A 15,472-nucleotide genomic window follows, 5' to 3' on the forward strand; every position below is an offset into this window, starting at 1 on the left:
AAATGAAAATATTACAAATTGTTCCCTCAATTTCTCTAATTTACGGTGGGCCGAGTCAAATGGTACTTGGATTAGCTCCAGCGTTAGTAAAAGAGGGAGCAGAAGTTACAATTCTCACAACTGATAGTAATGGCGATAATGGTCAAACACCTCTGGATGTCCCTTTAAATCGCCCAATTAAACAAGATGGCTATGAAATCATTTACTTTCGTTGCGCCCCATTTCGTCGCTACAAATTTTCCCTCGATTTATTAAACTGGTTAAAACGTCATGCTCACGAGTTTGACATAGCACACATTCACGCTTTATTCTCGCCAATAATTAGTGCTGCTGCTCTTGTTTGTCGTCAGCAAAAGCTACCTTATATTTTCCGTCCTTTGGGTACTCTCGATCCGGCTGATTTACAGAAGAAAAAGCAATTGAAACAGCTTTATGTTGCAATTATAGAACGTCAAAATTTAGCTAGTGCCGCAGCAATTCATTTTACCAGCGACCAAGAAGCTAAAATATCAGAACGATTTGGAGTATCTACACCAGATTTGGTGATTCCCTTGGGTGTGATTCCCCGTCAATCTTCTATTAAAAATGTATGTAGTCAGTTAGAACTACCAAAAGATGTACCAATGGTGCTGTTTATGTCACGAATTGACCCAAAAAAAGGGTTGAATTTGTTGATTCCGGCGCTAGAGAAGCTGTTAGCGGTTGGTTATAAGTTTCATTTTGTCTTAGCTGGGACAAATCCTCAAGATCCAGATTACGAACAAAAGATAATATCCCAAATTCAAAATTCACCACTGCGATCGCACACTACAATTACGGGCTTTGTCACTGGTGAACTCAAAGTTAGTTTACTACAAGCGGCCGATTTATTTGTCTTACCTTCCTACTACGAAAATTTTGGGATTGCTGTAGCTGAAGCGATGGTTGCAGGTGTACCTGTAGTCATTTCTGACCAAGTGCATATTTGTCAACAGATACGTGATAGCGAGTCGGGTTGGGTAGGTGCAACAAATGTGCAAGCATTGGTAGAGTTACTGCAAGAGGCTTTGCAAAATCCCGCAGAACGCCAACGACGGGGATTAAATGCCCAAAAATATGCCTTGGAAAATTTTAGCTGGGATGCGATCGCAAAGCAAACAATCCAAGCCTACCAAAAAATTCTGACGAACAAATAAATTTAACCCAATGCAGATAACAGCAGTTTTTGCCAAATAGGTGCTAGAACCGCTTTGACAACGATATCCGCAATCACAAAACCAATTCCAATCAACATATAAGTTTTCGGAAAGGGAGACTTTGGAACTTCGCCTCTGATGCGAGTTATTAAATTCAATCCCAATGCAGCTAAAGCTACTCCAGTGGCGATAAACCCGATTATCCGCATAAGTGACCAAGGATACCACCCTAAAATAGCTGCTAGCCAGGGTTTAGCACTAAATTTTACTAATTCTGCAACATAAAAATTCATGTAGTTCAGCATCCAAGTGCCGAATATCAATGCCATGCTACTAATAGTTACAATGCAAAGAATACAAAAAATTCCGTAGTGCAATAAATGGTTTGGTAAAAATAAATTGAGTGAACCTTCCATACCTTCTCCCGTGCGAATCCAGTGCAACATCTCTGTAGTGTATGATTGTCCACGCAGGATAACTTTTGCTGCTGTTTCTGGTGCGATTGTTGTTCCTATCATTACAGTAATACTCTGCAAAACTCCCCACAGTAACATCCACCAAAAAGCACTTTTATATTGTTGACGACGTACTTGTGAAAAGAAAATTGGATAGGGGACAGCAGCACCTAAAATCGGCATCAACCAGGGAACTCTAAAAACAAAACTTGCAGTTGTGCTAAGGATAACACCAATCACCAAAAAGATTACTATCATCATAAGTAATTCATAATTCAAAAATAATAAATATATTTGTAGTTTTTATTCGCAATTATTACGTTACAAAAATTAAAATTTTAACAGGTTGGAAACTTATCAAAATATTGTATCTATGCCAATAAAGGTTCCTGTAATTCTGCAATAATGTGGAAATGTTGCAACTCAACAAGCCAAGAGGTGCAATGGCTTGTAGTCAGATATCACCCTGATACTTGCAATTCTTTATGTAAAGAAAAACCTGTAGGAAAAACATATTAATTAAATGCATATATATGTACTTTAGTCAATAGCTTTACCTCTCTTTCGTCCTTTATCCGAGAGCGCTGACAACCTAAAATTTTGTTTCAAACTGCTAAAGTCCGATTGGGAAATAGGGGTTTTATGTCATGATGGCATACTAGAATATATATGCCTTTCTAACTACAGGGAATCTCTCATGGCTCTCCGTCTAGGTGACACAGTACCCAACTTTACGCAAGCCTCAACACACGGCGACATCGATTTTTACCAATGGGCAGGTGACAGCTGGGTTGTGCTGTTCTCTCACCCTGCTGATTTTACACCTGTTTGTACAACAGAACTTGGCACAGTTGCCAAGCTCAAACCAGAATTTGACAAACGCAATGTCAAAGCGATCGCACTCAGCGTTGATGACGTAGAATCACACAAAGGCTGGGTGGGAGACATTGAAGAAACTCAAAGCACCACCCTTAACTACCCAATTTTGGCAGATGCAGATCGCAAGGTTGCCGATCTGTACGACATGATTCACCCTAATGCTAATGCGGCTGTGACAGTGCGATCGGTTTTTGTAATAGACCCCAACAAGAAACTCCGTCTCTCTTTCACCTATCCTCCCAGCACGGGACGCAACTTTGATGAACTTTTGCGGGTGATTGATTCTCTGCAATTGACTGATAATTACAGCGTGGCGACACCAGCCGACTGGAAAGATGGAGAGGATGTTGTAATTGTCCCCTCACTGAAAGATCCAGAAGTACTCAAACAGAAATTCCCCAAAGGTTACGAGGAAATCAAACCTTATCTGCGGATGACTCCTCAGCCTAACAAGTAAATCTGAGAATGATTTCTGATAAAAAACAAAGACGCCAAGATATAACTTTGCGTCTTTGTTTTTTTGCGTGAGAATATAGTCAGTGGGCTAACATCCGAACCTGGAGGAAATCCCTATGTTCTCATCCCCTTTGGTTTTGCAAATTCCGTCATCAATGCAAATGACAGACGAACAATTTTTTGATTTCTGTCAAATGAATCGTGACTTACGCATTGAGCGAAATAAATTTGGAGAATTGGTAATTATGCCTCCTACTGGTTCAGAGACAGGAAACCGAGAAGTTGACATCTTCACCGACCTAAAGGCGCGGTGATTCTGGAGTAATAAGTAATAAGTAATAAGTAATGAGTAAATACCCATTTTTCATCCACTCATTACTCCTTACTCATTACTTTAAATCCGTGGAATTCTCTGTCTCCAAAACAACAGGAAAAGTTTGCACCCATTTGTCCAGATTTTGTAGTTGAACTCAAATCTCCTAGCGACAACCTCCAGACTTTGAAAGAAAAAATGGAGGAATATATGAATGAGCCAGGAATACAGTTAGGCTGGTTGATTGACCGTAAGCAGCGTAAAGTTTATATTTATCGTCCTCGATTGCCAGAAGAATGTTTAGATAATCCTACTAGTGTGAATGGCGAGTTGGTGTTGCCTGGGTTTATTTTGAATATGAGTAAAGTTTGGTAAGATTCAGGCGATGAATCAAGACACTTCTAGAAAAGCTAGTTCAAACTCGTTGCCTTGACGCACTTCACAATAAGCTTGGTGACACTCTGGACATTCATTCAGTTCGCTAGTCGGGTGAAATTCCATGTTGCAATTCGAGCAATAACAAACAACAGGGACATTCTCTACTTGCAGTTTGGCATCTTCCGCTATTGTTCCTTTTTTGGCAACATCAAAGGCAACCTCCAAAGAATCTGGCACTACATCAGATGCCTCACCCACTCGCATTTGTACTAAACGAATGTGTTGAGCGCCTTCGTCTTTAGCTCGTTTAACAGCAGCATCAAGAATATTTTGCATCATGCCAACTTCATGCATAATTCTTTCCTCGCAGTTTTGATTAAGTGGTTTATTTGATCAATTGCTATCTCTATTCCTTGTTCAGCAAGAGGTGATAGATTTTCACCCAATTCAAAGTTCACTCCTGGTACCGTCAATGACCTACAGGGCTTGACGCGGTATGTCCAGCGATAACATTGGAAGAGTTAGGTAAGAGCGATTGTACTTGCACATGGGAATTTTCGGACGCTAAAACTTGCATCACCGTAACCAATTGCGATGCCTACGGCGGGCGTTCGCGTAGCGTCTCGTAGAGAAGCCATCGCATTACAATTCATACTTTTTAGTTATCCAACCCTATTTTTAATTTAGATAAAAAACTTGAGGAACTTGTGAGGAAATATTTGAATTAAACAATTTTTTCATCTATTAAAAATAAATTCTCAAAATTGAGTATTCAAAATAGGTTAAACTGCATATAGAAGCTGGCAGAATATTAGTACCACTCCGCAACAAATCTTAATATACAGGTTAAGAACAAGTGGGTTTTGTCAGCATATATTAGATGACGTTAAGGAGGCAAATATCATGCACAAAGAATATATGGAGATTTTAGAATCATTAATTAATAAATTGACATTATCTGCAATATTAGAAATGTTAGAGCGAATATGTCACAAAAAAGCGGAACATCTGAGAACTCATTGGCAAGATGAGACTTCAGCAAAGCTTTGGGATAAAGCCGCTAGACAGATAGAACAGATAAATGTTGATGTTTGATTGAAGAATAATTCAGAATTTAGCAGTCAGAATCAATGGGTAAATAATTCAGAGCCGTCACGTATTGTCAATGAGTTATTATGAGCTTTTTGAGTGATGCAGATGGCTACCTATTTGCAAAACAGTATGCTCAAATGGATACTTGGGCATTAAATAATACTAGTTTGGTAATAAGTAGGTAGACATAATTAAATATAAAATAAACTCCTAGTTTGTAGTGAGCGATTTATCCCTCAGAGCAAGGATTATCAGAACTAAAGTCCTTACTACAAACAATAAATTTATTTATGCCTACATACTTACTGTTTAGCGATCGCGCTTAAGTTAAAGTGTATTTGCACTGTAGCGACGTAATAATTCTACTCACATTCTTAAGCCAAGCGTATTGCTTTATACGCTCATTGCATGACTCTACTATCAATTGGTAGTGAAAAATCACGAGACCATTCATTCCAAGAGCCGAAATAATTTCTAGCAGAAATTCCCGCCTCTTCAAGGGCTATTAATGTATTCGCAGCCCTTGAACCTTTAAAGCAGTAAATGTACACAATGGACTCGGAAGTAATACCCACTGACTGACAAATTTCTCGGATTTCATCTGGCGATCGGAACGTAGGGATTTCCGATTCAGAATTCATCAGATGATGCCATTCTAACCATACAGAGTTAGGGATTCTACCTTTGCGGGGACAAAAATCAGGATGGTAAGGAGAAGAACTCAACCCAAGCCATTCGTTGCGATCGCGCACATCTAATTTAATAATTGCTGGATTCTCAATTGCTTGCAACATCTCGGTGGTAGTCACCATTATGTCAGCATTGGGATGCAATCTAAATATGCTGCTTTCACGCTTCGGTACTTCATCGGTAGTAGGTAATCCTGCCTTAAGCCATGCTCTATATCCTCCGTGTAAAATAGATACCTGAGTGCAGCCCAAATATTTCAGCAAGAAAGCTGCTCTACAAGATTGACCATAACCTTTATTTAAAGCATCTTCATAAACAATTAACTGTTCTGCACCAGATATTCCTACCCTGCTCATGATTTCTGCAAAATGCTCTTGCAATTCCTTTAATCCTGCTGGGGACGAATTCTCTAAAAGATAGGTGAAAAAATCTCTAATATTTATGGCTTGAGAAATATGACAAATAGCATAATCTTCTTGACTTCGCGTATCGATAATGACAGTCTGTGATGATTTTTCTCCTAGCATTGATGTGAGTTGTTGAGGAGAAATGAGGAGTTTCGTCTTCACGCTTTCATGCTTCTGTTATTGTACCATTAGGCATTATCGCCGTTGGTAGATTTACATTTTGGAATGCAAATTACAGAAGAATGAATGTTAAATGTTATTAGAGAACTTTTATGGATGTTTTGTTTTTAAATAAGAATTCTGAATTCTGAATTCTAAATAAATTACTCTCGCCAAATTTTATTTAGAACAAGCGGCGCAGTTTTTCGGCAGCTTTAGGAATTCTAACCGCAAGAATGCGATCGCTAGCAATGCACCAATACTCATCCCGAAAATACCACAAGCACCTAAACATCTGATCGCAGAAGATTTAGTTGCGACACTGTTGAAATAGCATTAAATAAAATTGGCGTTGCATATTTGCGGAATGATTTAGCAACTTCCAAAATTCTCCCCTGCTTGCCCCAATTCATCCCACTTTTCTGTAACGCCGAAATTGGCTCTCACTTAATTATTACTCAAGCAACACTGTTACATTTTTAGCTTTACACTTTTGTTTTAATCTTCAATCCAGTCTTCACGACCCAATAGATCGATAATCTTATCTCTGAGTAAAAAGTCATTTTCTTCTAGCTCAAGCTCAACACAAATCCAATCTCGACCAGGAATGTACTGACACAAAGCATAAATTGGCTGGTTACGTCTTACAAGTCCTTTGTGAATAAGTTGGCGCGCTTCTTCTTTAATAACTTCTATGTCATATTTGACAGCAGTATCCATAACTTTTCTCCCAGCTATTTAAGTTCTGCAAAACCAGAACAATTCATGCTTTGGCTTTACCTTAAACTTACCAAAAGAATTTGAGGAAATTGTGAAAATGAGAATAATGATACATAAGTTTATTCCTAAACAATCTTGACTTTGTAAGTATAATTTTTCACAATAATCAAAGCCCACTTACTTGGAAAATGACAATGCCTTTCTCATGAACAATACCTTTGCCAAAATAAGAGTCTAGAAAATTTTGGCAAAGGTATTGTTTGCAGTAAAGCTTGCAGGTATGAAAAACTTCACTACTAATTTGTCGCTGCGGTCAAATAATTTGTTGCTCTACATTTTTCGTGAAAGTCCATCAAAGCCAGTTCTGCAATGACTCAAACCGAGCAAATTCCGACTCTAGCTGCCATTGAATCCGCGCGCGATCGCTTTTGTTCAAAAAGGCACTGCACCCTTGAGAAACAGAGGTTTCACCAGGGGTATCGCTTGCACAAGCTGAAACCATTGCCTTAAACTCAGGCGACTTCCAGAGACTATTTCCCGGAGCGAAACTATATTCTAAGCCATTGCGAGCCAGTCGCTTGAGGTCTTTATATCCCAGCCCATATCTCGTTGCTGCTAACAAATACTCATGACTCAAATCGATGCGGGAAATGCCTTCATCATCGGAAGCAAGGGTCATTGGTACTCCAGCCTTCCAATACTCCCTAAAAGGATGCTGATCTCCCTGAACATTCAAAATGACCTCATTACTGGTCAGGCAGATTTCGACCAATACGCCGCGTCGCCGCATTTGCTCCATCAACTCGAAGGGACGCTCCTCAAAAAAAATACCTACGCCATGTCCGATGCGAGATGCCTGTGCCACTTCTACAGCTTGCCGAATATGAAAACGTAAATCCTCTGTCGGAACCAACCCCAGTGTTAACTCTCCGGCATGGAGCGCGACCTTGACATTGGGATATTGGCGTTTCAAAAATTGCAGCATTTGCATTTGCAGGGTGTAGTCGCGCAGTGCAATCGGGTTGTCTTCTGGGGCAACAAGATTGATGCCAACTACCCGCGAATCTGATGAATCTAGTGCAAAGGCATAAGCTAACTGAGCAAACACTTCAACGGGCGACTTTGTTCTTGTCGTTTGCTGCAAATAGCGCACCGTCACTGCACATCCAGGCTGTGCCGATGGAGTGCCGCAACCGAGCGTTTTCGAGACTTCGCGCTCCAACTGTGCAAATTGCTGGTTGCCGAGTGTCACTAGCTTGGTTAATCCTCGTTTGAGCAATTGACTATGCATCTCTTGCAAATCTTTATTCCAACCAACTTCACGCCCTAGCTGTCGAACCTCACTGCCCTGAACGGTAAGCATTAACTCTAGATAGGTAATATGCTGCGAAGCTGCCCGATTTGCTACTGACGCGACCATATCATCCCGACGGCTCATAGAGTCTGATATTGGCCCAAAACCACTAAAAGCCTCAAAAAATTGGTCGTGTCCTGATTTTCCAGTAAATTGGAGGTTACGAGTAGACCAACGATTTATTAGGGAATCATAAACAGATGTTCGGTTGAACAATTCTGAGGCTGGAAAATAGCTACTGTCCTGACCGCAAGCTTTAGGTTCAACTAAAGCCTCCGCTTTTGGATTCACACAATACCCATCGGTGGCAGCCCACTCCAGATAGTGTTCTGCGTACACAGCCCCGCTTAGATGACTGTGGATATCTCCTCCCTTCGGCATTCGCTGTACAAATGCTCGTAAAGCGCCTGGCTGTGTGCGATGGGCTTCAAACCAACTAGCAGTTTCAGTTTCACTCCGAATCGAGGACTGCTGCGAATTAGATGGGACTTGGGCTGCTACACTGAAGATCAAACAGCTAGAAGTCGTTAATACTCCTAAAAAGAAATAATATAATTGCGCTCGTCTATGCATATATATTTATTTTTTTGTAAAACATGGCCATTATGAGTGTAGTTATTATGCTGTTCAAAACCATCAACTATCAATCTTTATAAGCTAGATAAACTATAACCTAAGATAGATACGTATGAATTAATTTTATTTAATCCAATCAGAACTTATCATTCTTTAACATTTTTTGTTCGCTACTCAGAAAGCCTTGCTCATCGGGCGATCGCATACCCTAACCATCGAGGTACTTTAAATTTCATCTAAATTTCATTAGATTATTAGATCATTAGAATTAGAAACATATCAGGTAAGATTTATGCAACTGCTATTTTTAAGGAATGGCTTTTTAGCGCTAACTTTTACTGCGATCGCTTCAGCAGGTGGGTTAATTACAGGCTGTGCTGGTACTGCTTCCCAAAACCAAAGTGAAGCAGCAAAGGCAACCGCCGCCAATGCTAAAGACAAGCAGATGATGAACCACGGTGGTGGCATGATGAATCACAGTATGGGCATGGATTTAGGCCCAGCCGATGCTAATTTTGATTTACGATTTATTGACGCTATGATACCGCACCATCAAGGGGCTGTGGAAATGGCGAATGTTGCGCAGCAGAAATCAAAACGTCCTGAAATCAAAAAATTAGCAGACAATATTATCAAATCACAAAACCAAGAAATCACTCAGATGAAGCAGTGGCGACAAGCTTGGTATCCCAAAGCGGGAGATAAACCAATGGCTTACAACAGCCAAATGGGTCACATGATGGAGATGTCGCCTGACCAGATGCAAACTATGATGATGAGTCAAGACTTAGGTGCAGCCGATGCTGAATTTGATTTGCGCTTTATCAATGCGATGATTCCTCACCACGAAGGGGCTGTAACAATGGGAAAAGATGCCTTAAGCAAGTCTAAACGCCCTGAAATCAAGAAATTAGCCCAAGAAATTATCAAAGCCCAAGATATAGAGATTAAACAAATGCAACAGTGGCGAAAAGCTTGGTACAACAAGTAATTTGTAATTCGTAATAAAGTTTTCAGGTCAATATCAAGTGAAAATGCTTGTAGACATTGATGGCAAAAAAGTAGACGGGCGTTTTATGTTATGCTGCATTAGTTCTCACTACAATCCAAGTGTATCTCTCAATGCTTGGTCAATATTTGCTGTTGGTAGTGAGCCAATTACTTGATAAATTGCGGAAAGTGTAATTGTTGCCAAGTTATCAGCCATTACTACTGAATCTGCTAAAAGCCCGGATTGTTTTCCTTCTGATGAACTTAGCAGTATAGTTACACGGCTAGGATATCCTGCTCGAAACATCTGGCTGGTAATCATAGCAACGATAACTTGGGGCAAACCTGTCTGCAAATTATCTGCTTGCACAATCAGAGCAGGTCGTGTTTTGGCAGTAGTCAGGTTAGAATTTGGAAATAGTACCAGAACAACATCACCTCGCTTAAAAGTTTGTTTTGGCTGCGTCATAGTTGTCATAGATACTCATTTCTGGACTATCCCAATCATCTGCAAAGGTTGCTAAATGCGATCGCAAAATCTCAGCTTGCGCTTTGTTAATTCCCTGAGAAGCTAGGTCAATCTCATTCGACCTCACAAAAGTCACAATCACTCGCGTTCCTTCATCTATATCAGTGGGTTGTTCGGTGAGTTCCACTCGACCATTACGATAGATGCCTTCAATATTATTCAGCATTTTTAACCTTATTGCTTGTGAATAGTTAAATAGTGTGGCTTATGGCAACAATTTCCTTCTGATTAAAAATATTTAGTCATATTTCTATACTACTGTTATTTGCTTTTATGATTTGTTGCATTTGTGCTTTTAAACCTTTTAACCTTTTAAAGATATCTTTTCCTTTTTCATATCTAATACCTAATTTAAGCAATTGACGACATCGATGCATCTTTAAATGCTGTCGGTTAGGAATTTTTAACTCACCTTCATTTGTAGCAATAATTCCAGTAATTTCGTATGATTTTTTGCCAATATAATGCTTTTCCTTTTTCTTGTTACTACGTAATCCGTAACGATGAAACTGCTTTTTGACCTGCCCAATCAACTCACCTGGAACACGATCACCTGAGATTGTGACATCATCTATGTAGACAGTCAAAGTGCAATTTGCCAAATCAACAATTTCGTTGATTGCTTCCCACATATCTATATGTGCAAAGTAGGAAAGTATAGGACTCGATGGGCTTCCAGTTGGCAGATGATCTTTGAAAGTTGAGAGCTTGGTTAAAATGTCAACGACATCTGAAGAGCATTTCATCTGTTTACGGAAGAACCAATCAATACGCTTGGCTGGTGTAGAAGGAAAGTATTTTTCAATGTCAAGACTCCTTACTTCTCTGGAATTTACATGAGCTTTAGCATTAGTGATGTAGGAACGCCCTTTTGCAGGAGCATGTATGTAGTTTGGAACCTTAATTCGCTTCAGAAGGTCTTCAATCCGCGTTTGGACACGTTTGAGGTCTTGTCTTGGCTTTTCAAAACGACGGCTTTTTCCTCTCTCTGGATCGAATATGTCCGACTCTGCATACAAATGCTCTGTGTTAGTCAGCAATTTAAGCTTAATTTGACTAACATACAAAAGCTTTGCAAGTTTTGCCTTAGATTTCAAACAGTAAAAAGGCGACTGGTCTAATTCGTATCTTGCATATTTACTCTTCCGCATAAGAATGACCAGACCTTTCAGCAATGAAGTTAAGAATGGCAAGAATCTTAGAGGATACGAATGTCCTTAATTTCTCTGTTTTTATATCCTTGTTTAAGCTTTCCGAAAAAAACATGATTGAGGATGCTTAGGTATATCAAAAAACTCTGAGTATCGGTTCAGCAAATCAAATGTTGGAGTTTTTTTACCCGACTCAATTTCCGAGAGATATGACTTGGATATGCCTAGTTTCTCTGCAAGTTCTTTCTGTGTTAGGTCATGGAATACTCTTATTAGTCTCAGAGCTTCACTTAGCATGTCTAACCTCCTTTGGTTAGAGGTTTTTGAAGAGGGGTTCTATAGAAGATTTAGCAGTCTAATTCTGCAAAAGCTCAATCAGCCATTTCAATAAGTTGAAGATGACTGGGCCGAGTTGAAATAGCAGACGGAGCGTTTGAGGTTTGCGGAGCCATTTCAGGCACTGCTTGTATTTACGCTTTTTAGACTGCTTCTGCCGTTTGTCAGATTCTGGATTCTCCATCGGAGACATCTCCTTATAATAGGGTGTTTGCACTTACTCACAGTGATGTAAATAAGTGTTGCCGCAAACAAACCCGGAGAACGGCAGTTTTAATCCTCCCCTATACTTGCCACAGCTAAATTGCTTAGACTGCGGTTGTGTACTGGGTTATAGCAGTGGTAATTCTTTAGTTGTCACATCATAATGTAGACTCACATAAGATACTTACAATTGTTCGTGTTATCGTATGTTTTCTAAGGTATTTTTCACTGTTTTTTTCCCAGGAAACACGGTAGAAGATGATAAAGCATCTTCCTCGGATCACAGAATGATCCAGTAAGTGGCAACTGTCTCCTTTAACCTGACTGAACACAGTGTAGCACATTTATTAGAATTTAGTTCGCTATTAGCGAACTAAATTTGAAGAATTATGATGCGCTTAGCGAGCGCAGTATGATATTGTCAGTGACTTAATAGAGGAATTTGCAGCGATCGCCTTTTCTGCTCAAGTGACACTGACATCTGCAATCCGAGTCGAGCAACCTCTAAATATCGTAGGTGATTCTGACCAGCTTTATCGTCTGGTTTCTAATTTAATTATCAATGCAATTCAATACACGCCACAATTTGGAAAGGTGACTGTTGTCTTAGACCATAGTGAAAATTATGCTGTAATTCAGGTTCAAGATACAGGTATTGGTATTCCACATAAAGAACTGACTCGGATTTTCGATCGCTTTTACTGAGTAAATAGCGATGCCTACGGCGGGCTGGGCCTACGCTCTCGTAAAACTGGTGGTTCTGGATTAGGATTAGCAATCGCTAATACTAATTCTTTATGAAACTGCGCTAAATAAGTCCACTAATGAGCGGAACTTTACCTAGCGCATATTTGACTTCAAGTAAGCCTTTTCGTCCTTCATCTTTATACTTTCTCAGTGGAAGATGCAGGTGCAACTTCTCCTCGCCGAAGTCGTACCCCTCCGGGGAAGCAAGCTACGCATAGTGTCCCGTAGGGAAGGGAGCCGAAGTGCTGCTCCCCTCATCTCCCTATTCCCAGTGCCTATTTACTAGAATGGGACTTTTCTGGCATGACTATATTAGTATGGCTTGCCTTGCCATTTTTGCCGTTAGTATTTCCGTTACCATTGCGGGGATGGATGACACCATAACCGCCGTGGTTACGTTCGTAAATTACATTAATCTCTCCAGTTTCAGAATTATGGAACATATAAAAGTCGTGTCCTACGAGTTGCAGTTGTTCTAGGGCTTCTGCAACAGTCATCGGCGGCATGGAAAAATATTTAGTGCGGACGACTTCGTTGGGCAATTCGGCGGTGCGATCGCCAATTAAATCTGTTACTATCGACTCTGCAACAACTACTTCTGTTGGTAGAGCATGAGTTTTCTGGTCTTGACGCCGTTCTTTATATTTCCGCAGTTGACGAGCAATTTTATCTGCAACTAAGTCAATGCTGGCATATAGACTTTCGCTGCTTTCCTCGGCACGAATAACGCTACCGTTAGCATAAATAGTTACTTCAGCTGCTTGTCTTGGATTAATTCGGGGATTCCGAGCGACGCTAAGATGCACATCCACTTCATTTGTAATGCTTTGAAAGTGACTAACTGCTTTTTCAATCTTTTGATGTACATACTCACGAATCGCATCGGTGATTTCAATATTTTTGCCGTGGATGACAAGCTTCATGTAATACTCTCCCGCTGAATATTTTGGATGTGTGAATTTGCTTTGTATGAAAAGAAATTGCGGTAAGGTTTATTACTCCCGCCAAAACAAATTGTGAACTATATTGTATCTACTGCTGTTAAGCTGTCTCTCAGCTTGCTGCATCTGAGGAATAGTCAAGTATACCCTTGATTTACCTCCTCATATCTGCGCTGATGTCTAATTGTATATCCAATTAGCACTCAAGAGTTGAGGAAATCTAATTGTAGCTCCTATGACTACCTTTTCCTTTAAAGGAATGCTTGCAGAACTGTTGATAGTTGCTCCTTCTGTGTTCGATTGAGGTTTGCTTGCTGTTGCTCAAGAATACATGCTTTGTGNGAAGTTTGATTTTGTTTGAAATGCAAACAATGATANNNNAAGTCATCAGCCAGTACATTCTTCCTTATTGTCTTGGCATAATGCTTATTGCAGAGAATTCCTCCTAAAACNCTATTGAGGTTATATATTCAAGCTAGCACTTTGTATTTTCTAATGCATGTTCCCTTGACTTTCCTTTAAAATCCTTTGCAAAGCTTGACAATTGTTGATTCTAATCCTGTAACTCGAAATATATTTCGTTCTTTATACGGTTGAATTTTGGCATGATCCATAGTAACGAACCACAAAAAAACATTTGTTTGCTGTATAATCAAGGGTTAATGCCTTACTTGGAAGCTCATGGATGGCAGCGATCGCTTCTGACTGAGCGCATTCATGACCCAAGTCTCGATGACATATTAATTTTGCTAGAACATCCACCTGTCTACACTTTGGGACAAGGAAGCAACTTAGACTTTCTCAAATTTGATATTGACCCTTTGGCAACTCTTGGAGACGCTACGCGTAGCTTGCTTCCCCGCAGGGTAAACAGTCAGTATGATGTACATCGAGTTGAACGAGGCGGCGAGGTTACTTACCATTGTCCCGGTCAACTGGTAGGCTATCCAATTTTAAATCTGCAACGTTATCGTAAAGACCTCCATTGGTACTTACGGCAACTCGAAGAAGTAATAATTCGTGTATTGGCAGTTTATGGGTTGCAAGGAGAAAGAATTCCGGCTTTTACTGGCGTTTGGTTGCAAGGGCGAAAAGTTGCAGCAATTGGTATTAAAGTCAGCCGTTGGATTACTATGCACGGCTTTGCATTAAATGTTTGTCCAGATATGACAGGCTTTGAGCGTATTGTACCCTGCGGTATTTCTGACAAACCTGTAGGCAGTTTAGCCGAATGGATTCCAGGTATCACCTGCCAAGAAGTCCGTTTTTACATAGCAGAATCTTTTGCGGAAGTCTTTGGTATGGAATTAGTAGAATCTCAGCCTCAAGGATTTTTCCGGTCTGAGTAAATTCAGCTTGTAATATGTAGTAAATACTATAGCAGTCCTATTTAAATTGTGAGACACTTATGAGAGTAGTCCATATTTAATAGTATCAAAATAACTATTTAATACCCATTTGAAAAAAGAATGTGATAGATACAAACCTGAGAAGCCAGATTAAATCAGACTTTTTGAATTTGGAATTGGTATAACTGCGGTTTTCAAAGCTATAATCTGATTATTTCTAAATTTTTATACTAACTTTTTACGGCTGTCAAGCACAACTTTGCGCGTGAATTACTCAAATAATCTCCAGGTATATGCCCCATCGATAACATCTCTCAGAGAACGTGATTGGACAGCTTTGATAGAACTATTTGATAGAGACGACGGTGATGAAATTGAAGCCGACATCAGCGGTAGTTTATTTTGGCTAATACCTGAACCTTGTTGGGAAGACGATCCCTTTGATTTTTTGCGCGAGTACCTTTAAAGAGTGCTGAGTAATGAGTAATGAGTAATGAGTAATGAGTTCAAAAGAAGCCTTTAATTTGTAACTCCTAACTCCTAACTCCTAACTCCTAACTCCTAACTCCTA

General features: G+C 39.9%; 17 protein-coding genes and 2 pseudogenes. 8 read left to right on the plus strand and 11 right to left on the minus strand.

Translation table 11 applies throughout. The annotated features are described in order from the left end of the window. The first annotated feature begins 2 nt into the window (after window positions 1–2). Window positions 3–1,175 carry a hormogonium polysaccharide biosynthesis glycosyltransferase HpsP gene (gene hpsP, locus QUD05_RS17995; RefSeq protein WP_289797267.1) on the plus strand — a complete coding sequence of 391 codons (1,173 nt, stop codon included), beginning with the start codon at window positions 3–5 and terminating at the stop codon, window positions 1,173–1,175. Window positions 1,176–1,177: 2 nt separating this feature from the next. Here the strand turns inward: hpsP and QUD05_RS18000 are convergent, their stop codons facing one another. Next, entirely contained in the window at window positions 1,178–1,891 is a 714-nt protein-coding gene (locus QUD05_RS18000; protein WP_289797268.1) for a hypothetical protein, read from the minus strand. A 436-nt stretch (window positions 1,892–2,327) separates the two neighbouring features. Here QUD05_RS18000 and QUD05_RS18005 point away from each other — a divergent pair, with 436 nt between their 5' ends. Together QUD05_RS18005 and QUD05_RS18010 are read left to right on the plus strand one after the other, a co-directional pair. Continuing rightward, window positions 2,328–2,966: a peroxiredoxin gene (locus tag QUD05_RS18005; RefSeq protein ID WP_094348143.1), complete on the plus strand. Its 639-nt coding sequence runs from the start codon at window positions 2,328–2,330 to the stop codon at window positions 2,964–2,966. 115 nt (window positions 2,967–3,081) lie between these two features. After that, window positions 3,082–3,653: pseudogene (locus tag QUD05_RS18010) on the plus strand (Uma2 family endonuclease). 15 nt (window positions 3,654–3,668) lie between these two features. Here the strand turns inward: QUD05_RS18010 and hypA are convergent. Then, window positions 3,669–4,010, minus strand: a complete 342-nt coding sequence (gene hypA / locus QUD05_RS18015; protein ID WP_289797269.1) for a hydrogenase maturation nickel metallochaperone HypA — start codon at window positions 4,008–4,010, stop codon at window positions 3,669–3,671. Window positions 4,011–4,559: 549 nt separating this feature from the next. On the opposite strand from hypA, the gene QUD05_RS18020 reads away from it, so the two are divergent. Then, on the plus strand, window positions 4,560–4,751 hold the full coding sequence (locus QUD05_RS18020; protein WP_289797270.1) for a hypothetical protein: 192 nt from the start codon (window positions 4,560–4,562) through the stop codon (window positions 4,749–4,751). Window positions 4,752–5,149: 398 nt separating this feature from the next. Here the strand turns inward: QUD05_RS18020 and QUD05_RS18025 are convergent, their stop codons facing one another. From QUD05_RS18025 to QUD05_RS18035, 3 genes are all read right to left on the minus strand, one after another. Next, on the minus strand, window positions 5,150–6,007 hold the full coding sequence (locus tag QUD05_RS18025; protein ID WP_289797271.1) for a sulfurtransferase: 858 nt from the start codon (window positions 6,005–6,007) through the stop codon (window positions 5,150–5,152). Window positions 6,008–6,502: 495 nt separating this feature from the next. Continuing rightward, the gene (locus QUD05_RS18030; RefSeq protein WP_289797272.1) at window positions 6,503–6,724 is read right to left on the minus strand and encodes a DUF4327 family protein; all 222 of its coding nucleotides are present in this window, start codon (window positions 6,722–6,724) and stop codon (window positions 6,503–6,505) included. Between the two features lie 352 nt (window positions 6,725–7,076). Continuing rightward, a complete protein-coding gene (locus QUD05_RS18035; RefSeq protein WP_289797273.1) occupies window positions 7,077–8,651 on the minus strand; it encodes an adenosine deaminase in 1,575 nt (524 codons plus the stop codon). A gap of 295 nt (window positions 8,652–8,946) precedes the next feature. Here QUD05_RS18035 and QUD05_RS18040 point away from each other — a divergent pair, with 295 nt between their 5' ends. Beyond that, the gene (locus QUD05_RS18040; RefSeq protein ID WP_289797274.1) at window positions 8,947–9,645 is read left to right on the plus strand and encodes a DUF305 domain-containing protein; all 699 of its coding nucleotides are present in this window, start codon (window positions 8,947–8,949) and stop codon (window positions 9,643–9,645) included. A 108-nt stretch (window positions 9,646–9,753) separates the two neighbouring features. Here QUD05_RS18040 and QUD05_RS18045 read toward each other — a convergent pair whose 3' ends face one another. From QUD05_RS18045 to QUD05_RS18065, 5 genes are all read right to left on the minus strand, one after another. Continuing rightward, entirely contained in the window at window positions 9,754–10,122 is a 369-nt protein-coding gene (locus QUD05_RS18045) for a type II toxin-antitoxin system PemK/MazF family toxin (RefSeq protein WP_289797275.1), read from the minus strand. Continuing rightward, entirely contained in the window at window positions 10,088–10,339 is a 252-nt protein-coding gene (locus QUD05_RS18050; RefSeq protein ID WP_289797276.1) for a hypothetical protein, read from the minus strand. The genes QUD05_RS18045 and QUD05_RS18050 overlap by 35 nt, the downstream gene beginning before the upstream one ends. A gap of 76 nt (window positions 10,340–10,415) precedes the next feature. Beyond that, window positions 10,416–11,366: a reverse transcriptase family protein gene (locus tag QUD05_RS18055; protein ID WP_289797277.1), complete on the minus strand. Its 951-nt coding sequence runs from the start codon at window positions 11,364–11,366 to the stop codon at window positions 10,416–10,418. A gap of 51 nt (window positions 11,367–11,417) precedes the next feature. Next, complete coding sequence (locus QUD05_RS18060) at window positions 11,418–11,621, minus strand: helix-turn-helix domain-containing protein (RefSeq protein WP_289797279.1); 204 nt, start codon at window positions 11,619–11,621, stop codon at window positions 11,418–11,420. 58 nt (window positions 11,622–11,679) lie between these two features. Beyond that, entirely contained in the window at window positions 11,680–11,844 is a 165-nt protein-coding gene (locus QUD05_RS18065) for a hypothetical protein (protein ID WP_289797281.1), read from the minus strand. 434 nt (window positions 11,845–12,278) lie between these two features. Here QUD05_RS18065 and QUD05_RS18070 point away from each other — a divergent pair. Then, window positions 12,279–12,647: pseudogene (locus QUD05_RS18070) on the plus strand (sensor histidine kinase); the annotation flags it as partial. 239 nt (window positions 12,648–12,886) lie between these two features. On the opposite strand, the gene hpf reads toward QUD05_RS18070, so the two are convergent. Beyond that, the gene (gene hpf / locus QUD05_RS18075; protein WP_289797283.1) at window positions 12,887–13,534 is read right to left on the minus strand and encodes a ribosome hibernation-promoting factor, HPF/YfiA family; all 648 of its coding nucleotides are present in this window, start codon (window positions 13,532–13,534) and stop codon (window positions 12,887–12,889) included. A gap of 623 nt (window positions 13,535–14,157) precedes the next feature. On the opposite strand from hpf, the gene lipB reads away from it, so the two are divergent. Both lipB and QUD05_RS18085 read left to right on the plus strand, forming a co-directional pair. Further along, window positions 14,158–14,901 carry a lipoyl(octanoyl) transferase LipB gene (lipB, locus tag QUD05_RS18080; protein ID WP_289797285.1) on the plus strand — a complete coding sequence of 248 codons (744 nt, stop codon included), beginning with the start codon at window positions 14,158–14,160 and terminating at the stop codon, window positions 14,899–14,901. A gap of 265 nt (window positions 14,902–15,166) precedes the next feature. After that, window positions 15,167–15,367: a hypothetical protein gene (locus tag QUD05_RS18085; protein WP_094348136.1), complete on the plus strand. Its 201-nt coding sequence runs from the start codon at window positions 15,167–15,169 to the stop codon at window positions 15,365–15,367. The last annotated feature ends 105 nt before the right edge of the window (window positions 15,368–15,472 follow it).

This window comes from Nostoc sp. GT001 (assembly GCF_030382115.1).
GTDB lineage: Bacteria > Cyanobacteriota > Cyanobacteriia > Cyanobacteriales > Nostocaceae > Nostoc.

Coding starts and splice junctions, on each gene's coding strand:
- QUD05_RS18035 (WP_289797273.1), bottom strand. CDS start 8,651: ATGCATAGACGAGCGCAATTATATTATTTCTTTTTAGGAGTATTAACG.
- QUD05_RS18050 (WP_289797276.1), bottom strand. CDS start 10,339: ATGCTGAATAATATTGAAGGCATCTATCGTAATGGTCGAGTGGAACTC.
- hpf (WP_289797283.1), bottom strand. CDS start 13,534: ATGAAGCTTGTCATCCACGGCAAAAATATTGAAATCACCGATGCGATT.
- lipB (WP_289797285.1), top strand. CDS start 14,158: ATGATCCATAGTAACGAACCACAAAAAAACATTTGTTTGCTGTATAAT.
- QUD05_RS18030 (WP_289797272.1), bottom strand. CDS start 6,724: ATGGATACTGCTGTCAAATATGACATAGAAGTTATTAAAGAAGAAGCG.
- QUD05_RS18005 (WP_094348143.1), top strand. CDS start 2,328: ATGGCTCTCCGTCTAGGTGACACAGTACCCAACTTTACGCAAGCCTCA.
- QUD05_RS18060 (WP_289797279.1), bottom strand. CDS start 11,621: ATGCTAAGTGAAGCTCTGAGACTAATAAGAGTATTCCATGACCTAACA.
- QUD05_RS18040 (WP_289797274.1), top strand. CDS start 8,947: ATGCAACTGCTATTTTTAAGGAATGGCTTTTTAGCGCTAACTTTTACT.
- hypA (WP_289797269.1), bottom strand. CDS start 4,010: ATGCATGAAGTTGGCATGATGCAAAATATTCTTGATGCTGCTGTTAAA.
- QUD05_RS18000 (WP_289797268.1), bottom strand. CDS start 1,891: ATGATGATAGTAATCTTTTTGGTGATTGGTGTTATCCTTAGCACAACT.
- hpsP (WP_289797267.1), top strand. CDS start 3: ATGAAAATATTACAAATTGTTCCCTCAATTTCTCTAATTTACGGTGGG.
- QUD05_RS18020 (WP_289797270.1), top strand. CDS start 4,560: ATGCACAAAGAATATATGGAGATTTTAGAATCATTAATTAATAAATTG.
- QUD05_RS18065 (WP_289797281.1), bottom strand. CDS start 11,844: ATGGAGAATCCAGAATCTGACAAACGGCAGAAGCAGTCTAAAAAGCGT.
- QUD05_RS18045 (WP_289797275.1), bottom strand. CDS start 10,122: ATGACAACTATGACGCAGCCAAAACAAACTTTTAAGCGAGGTGATGTT.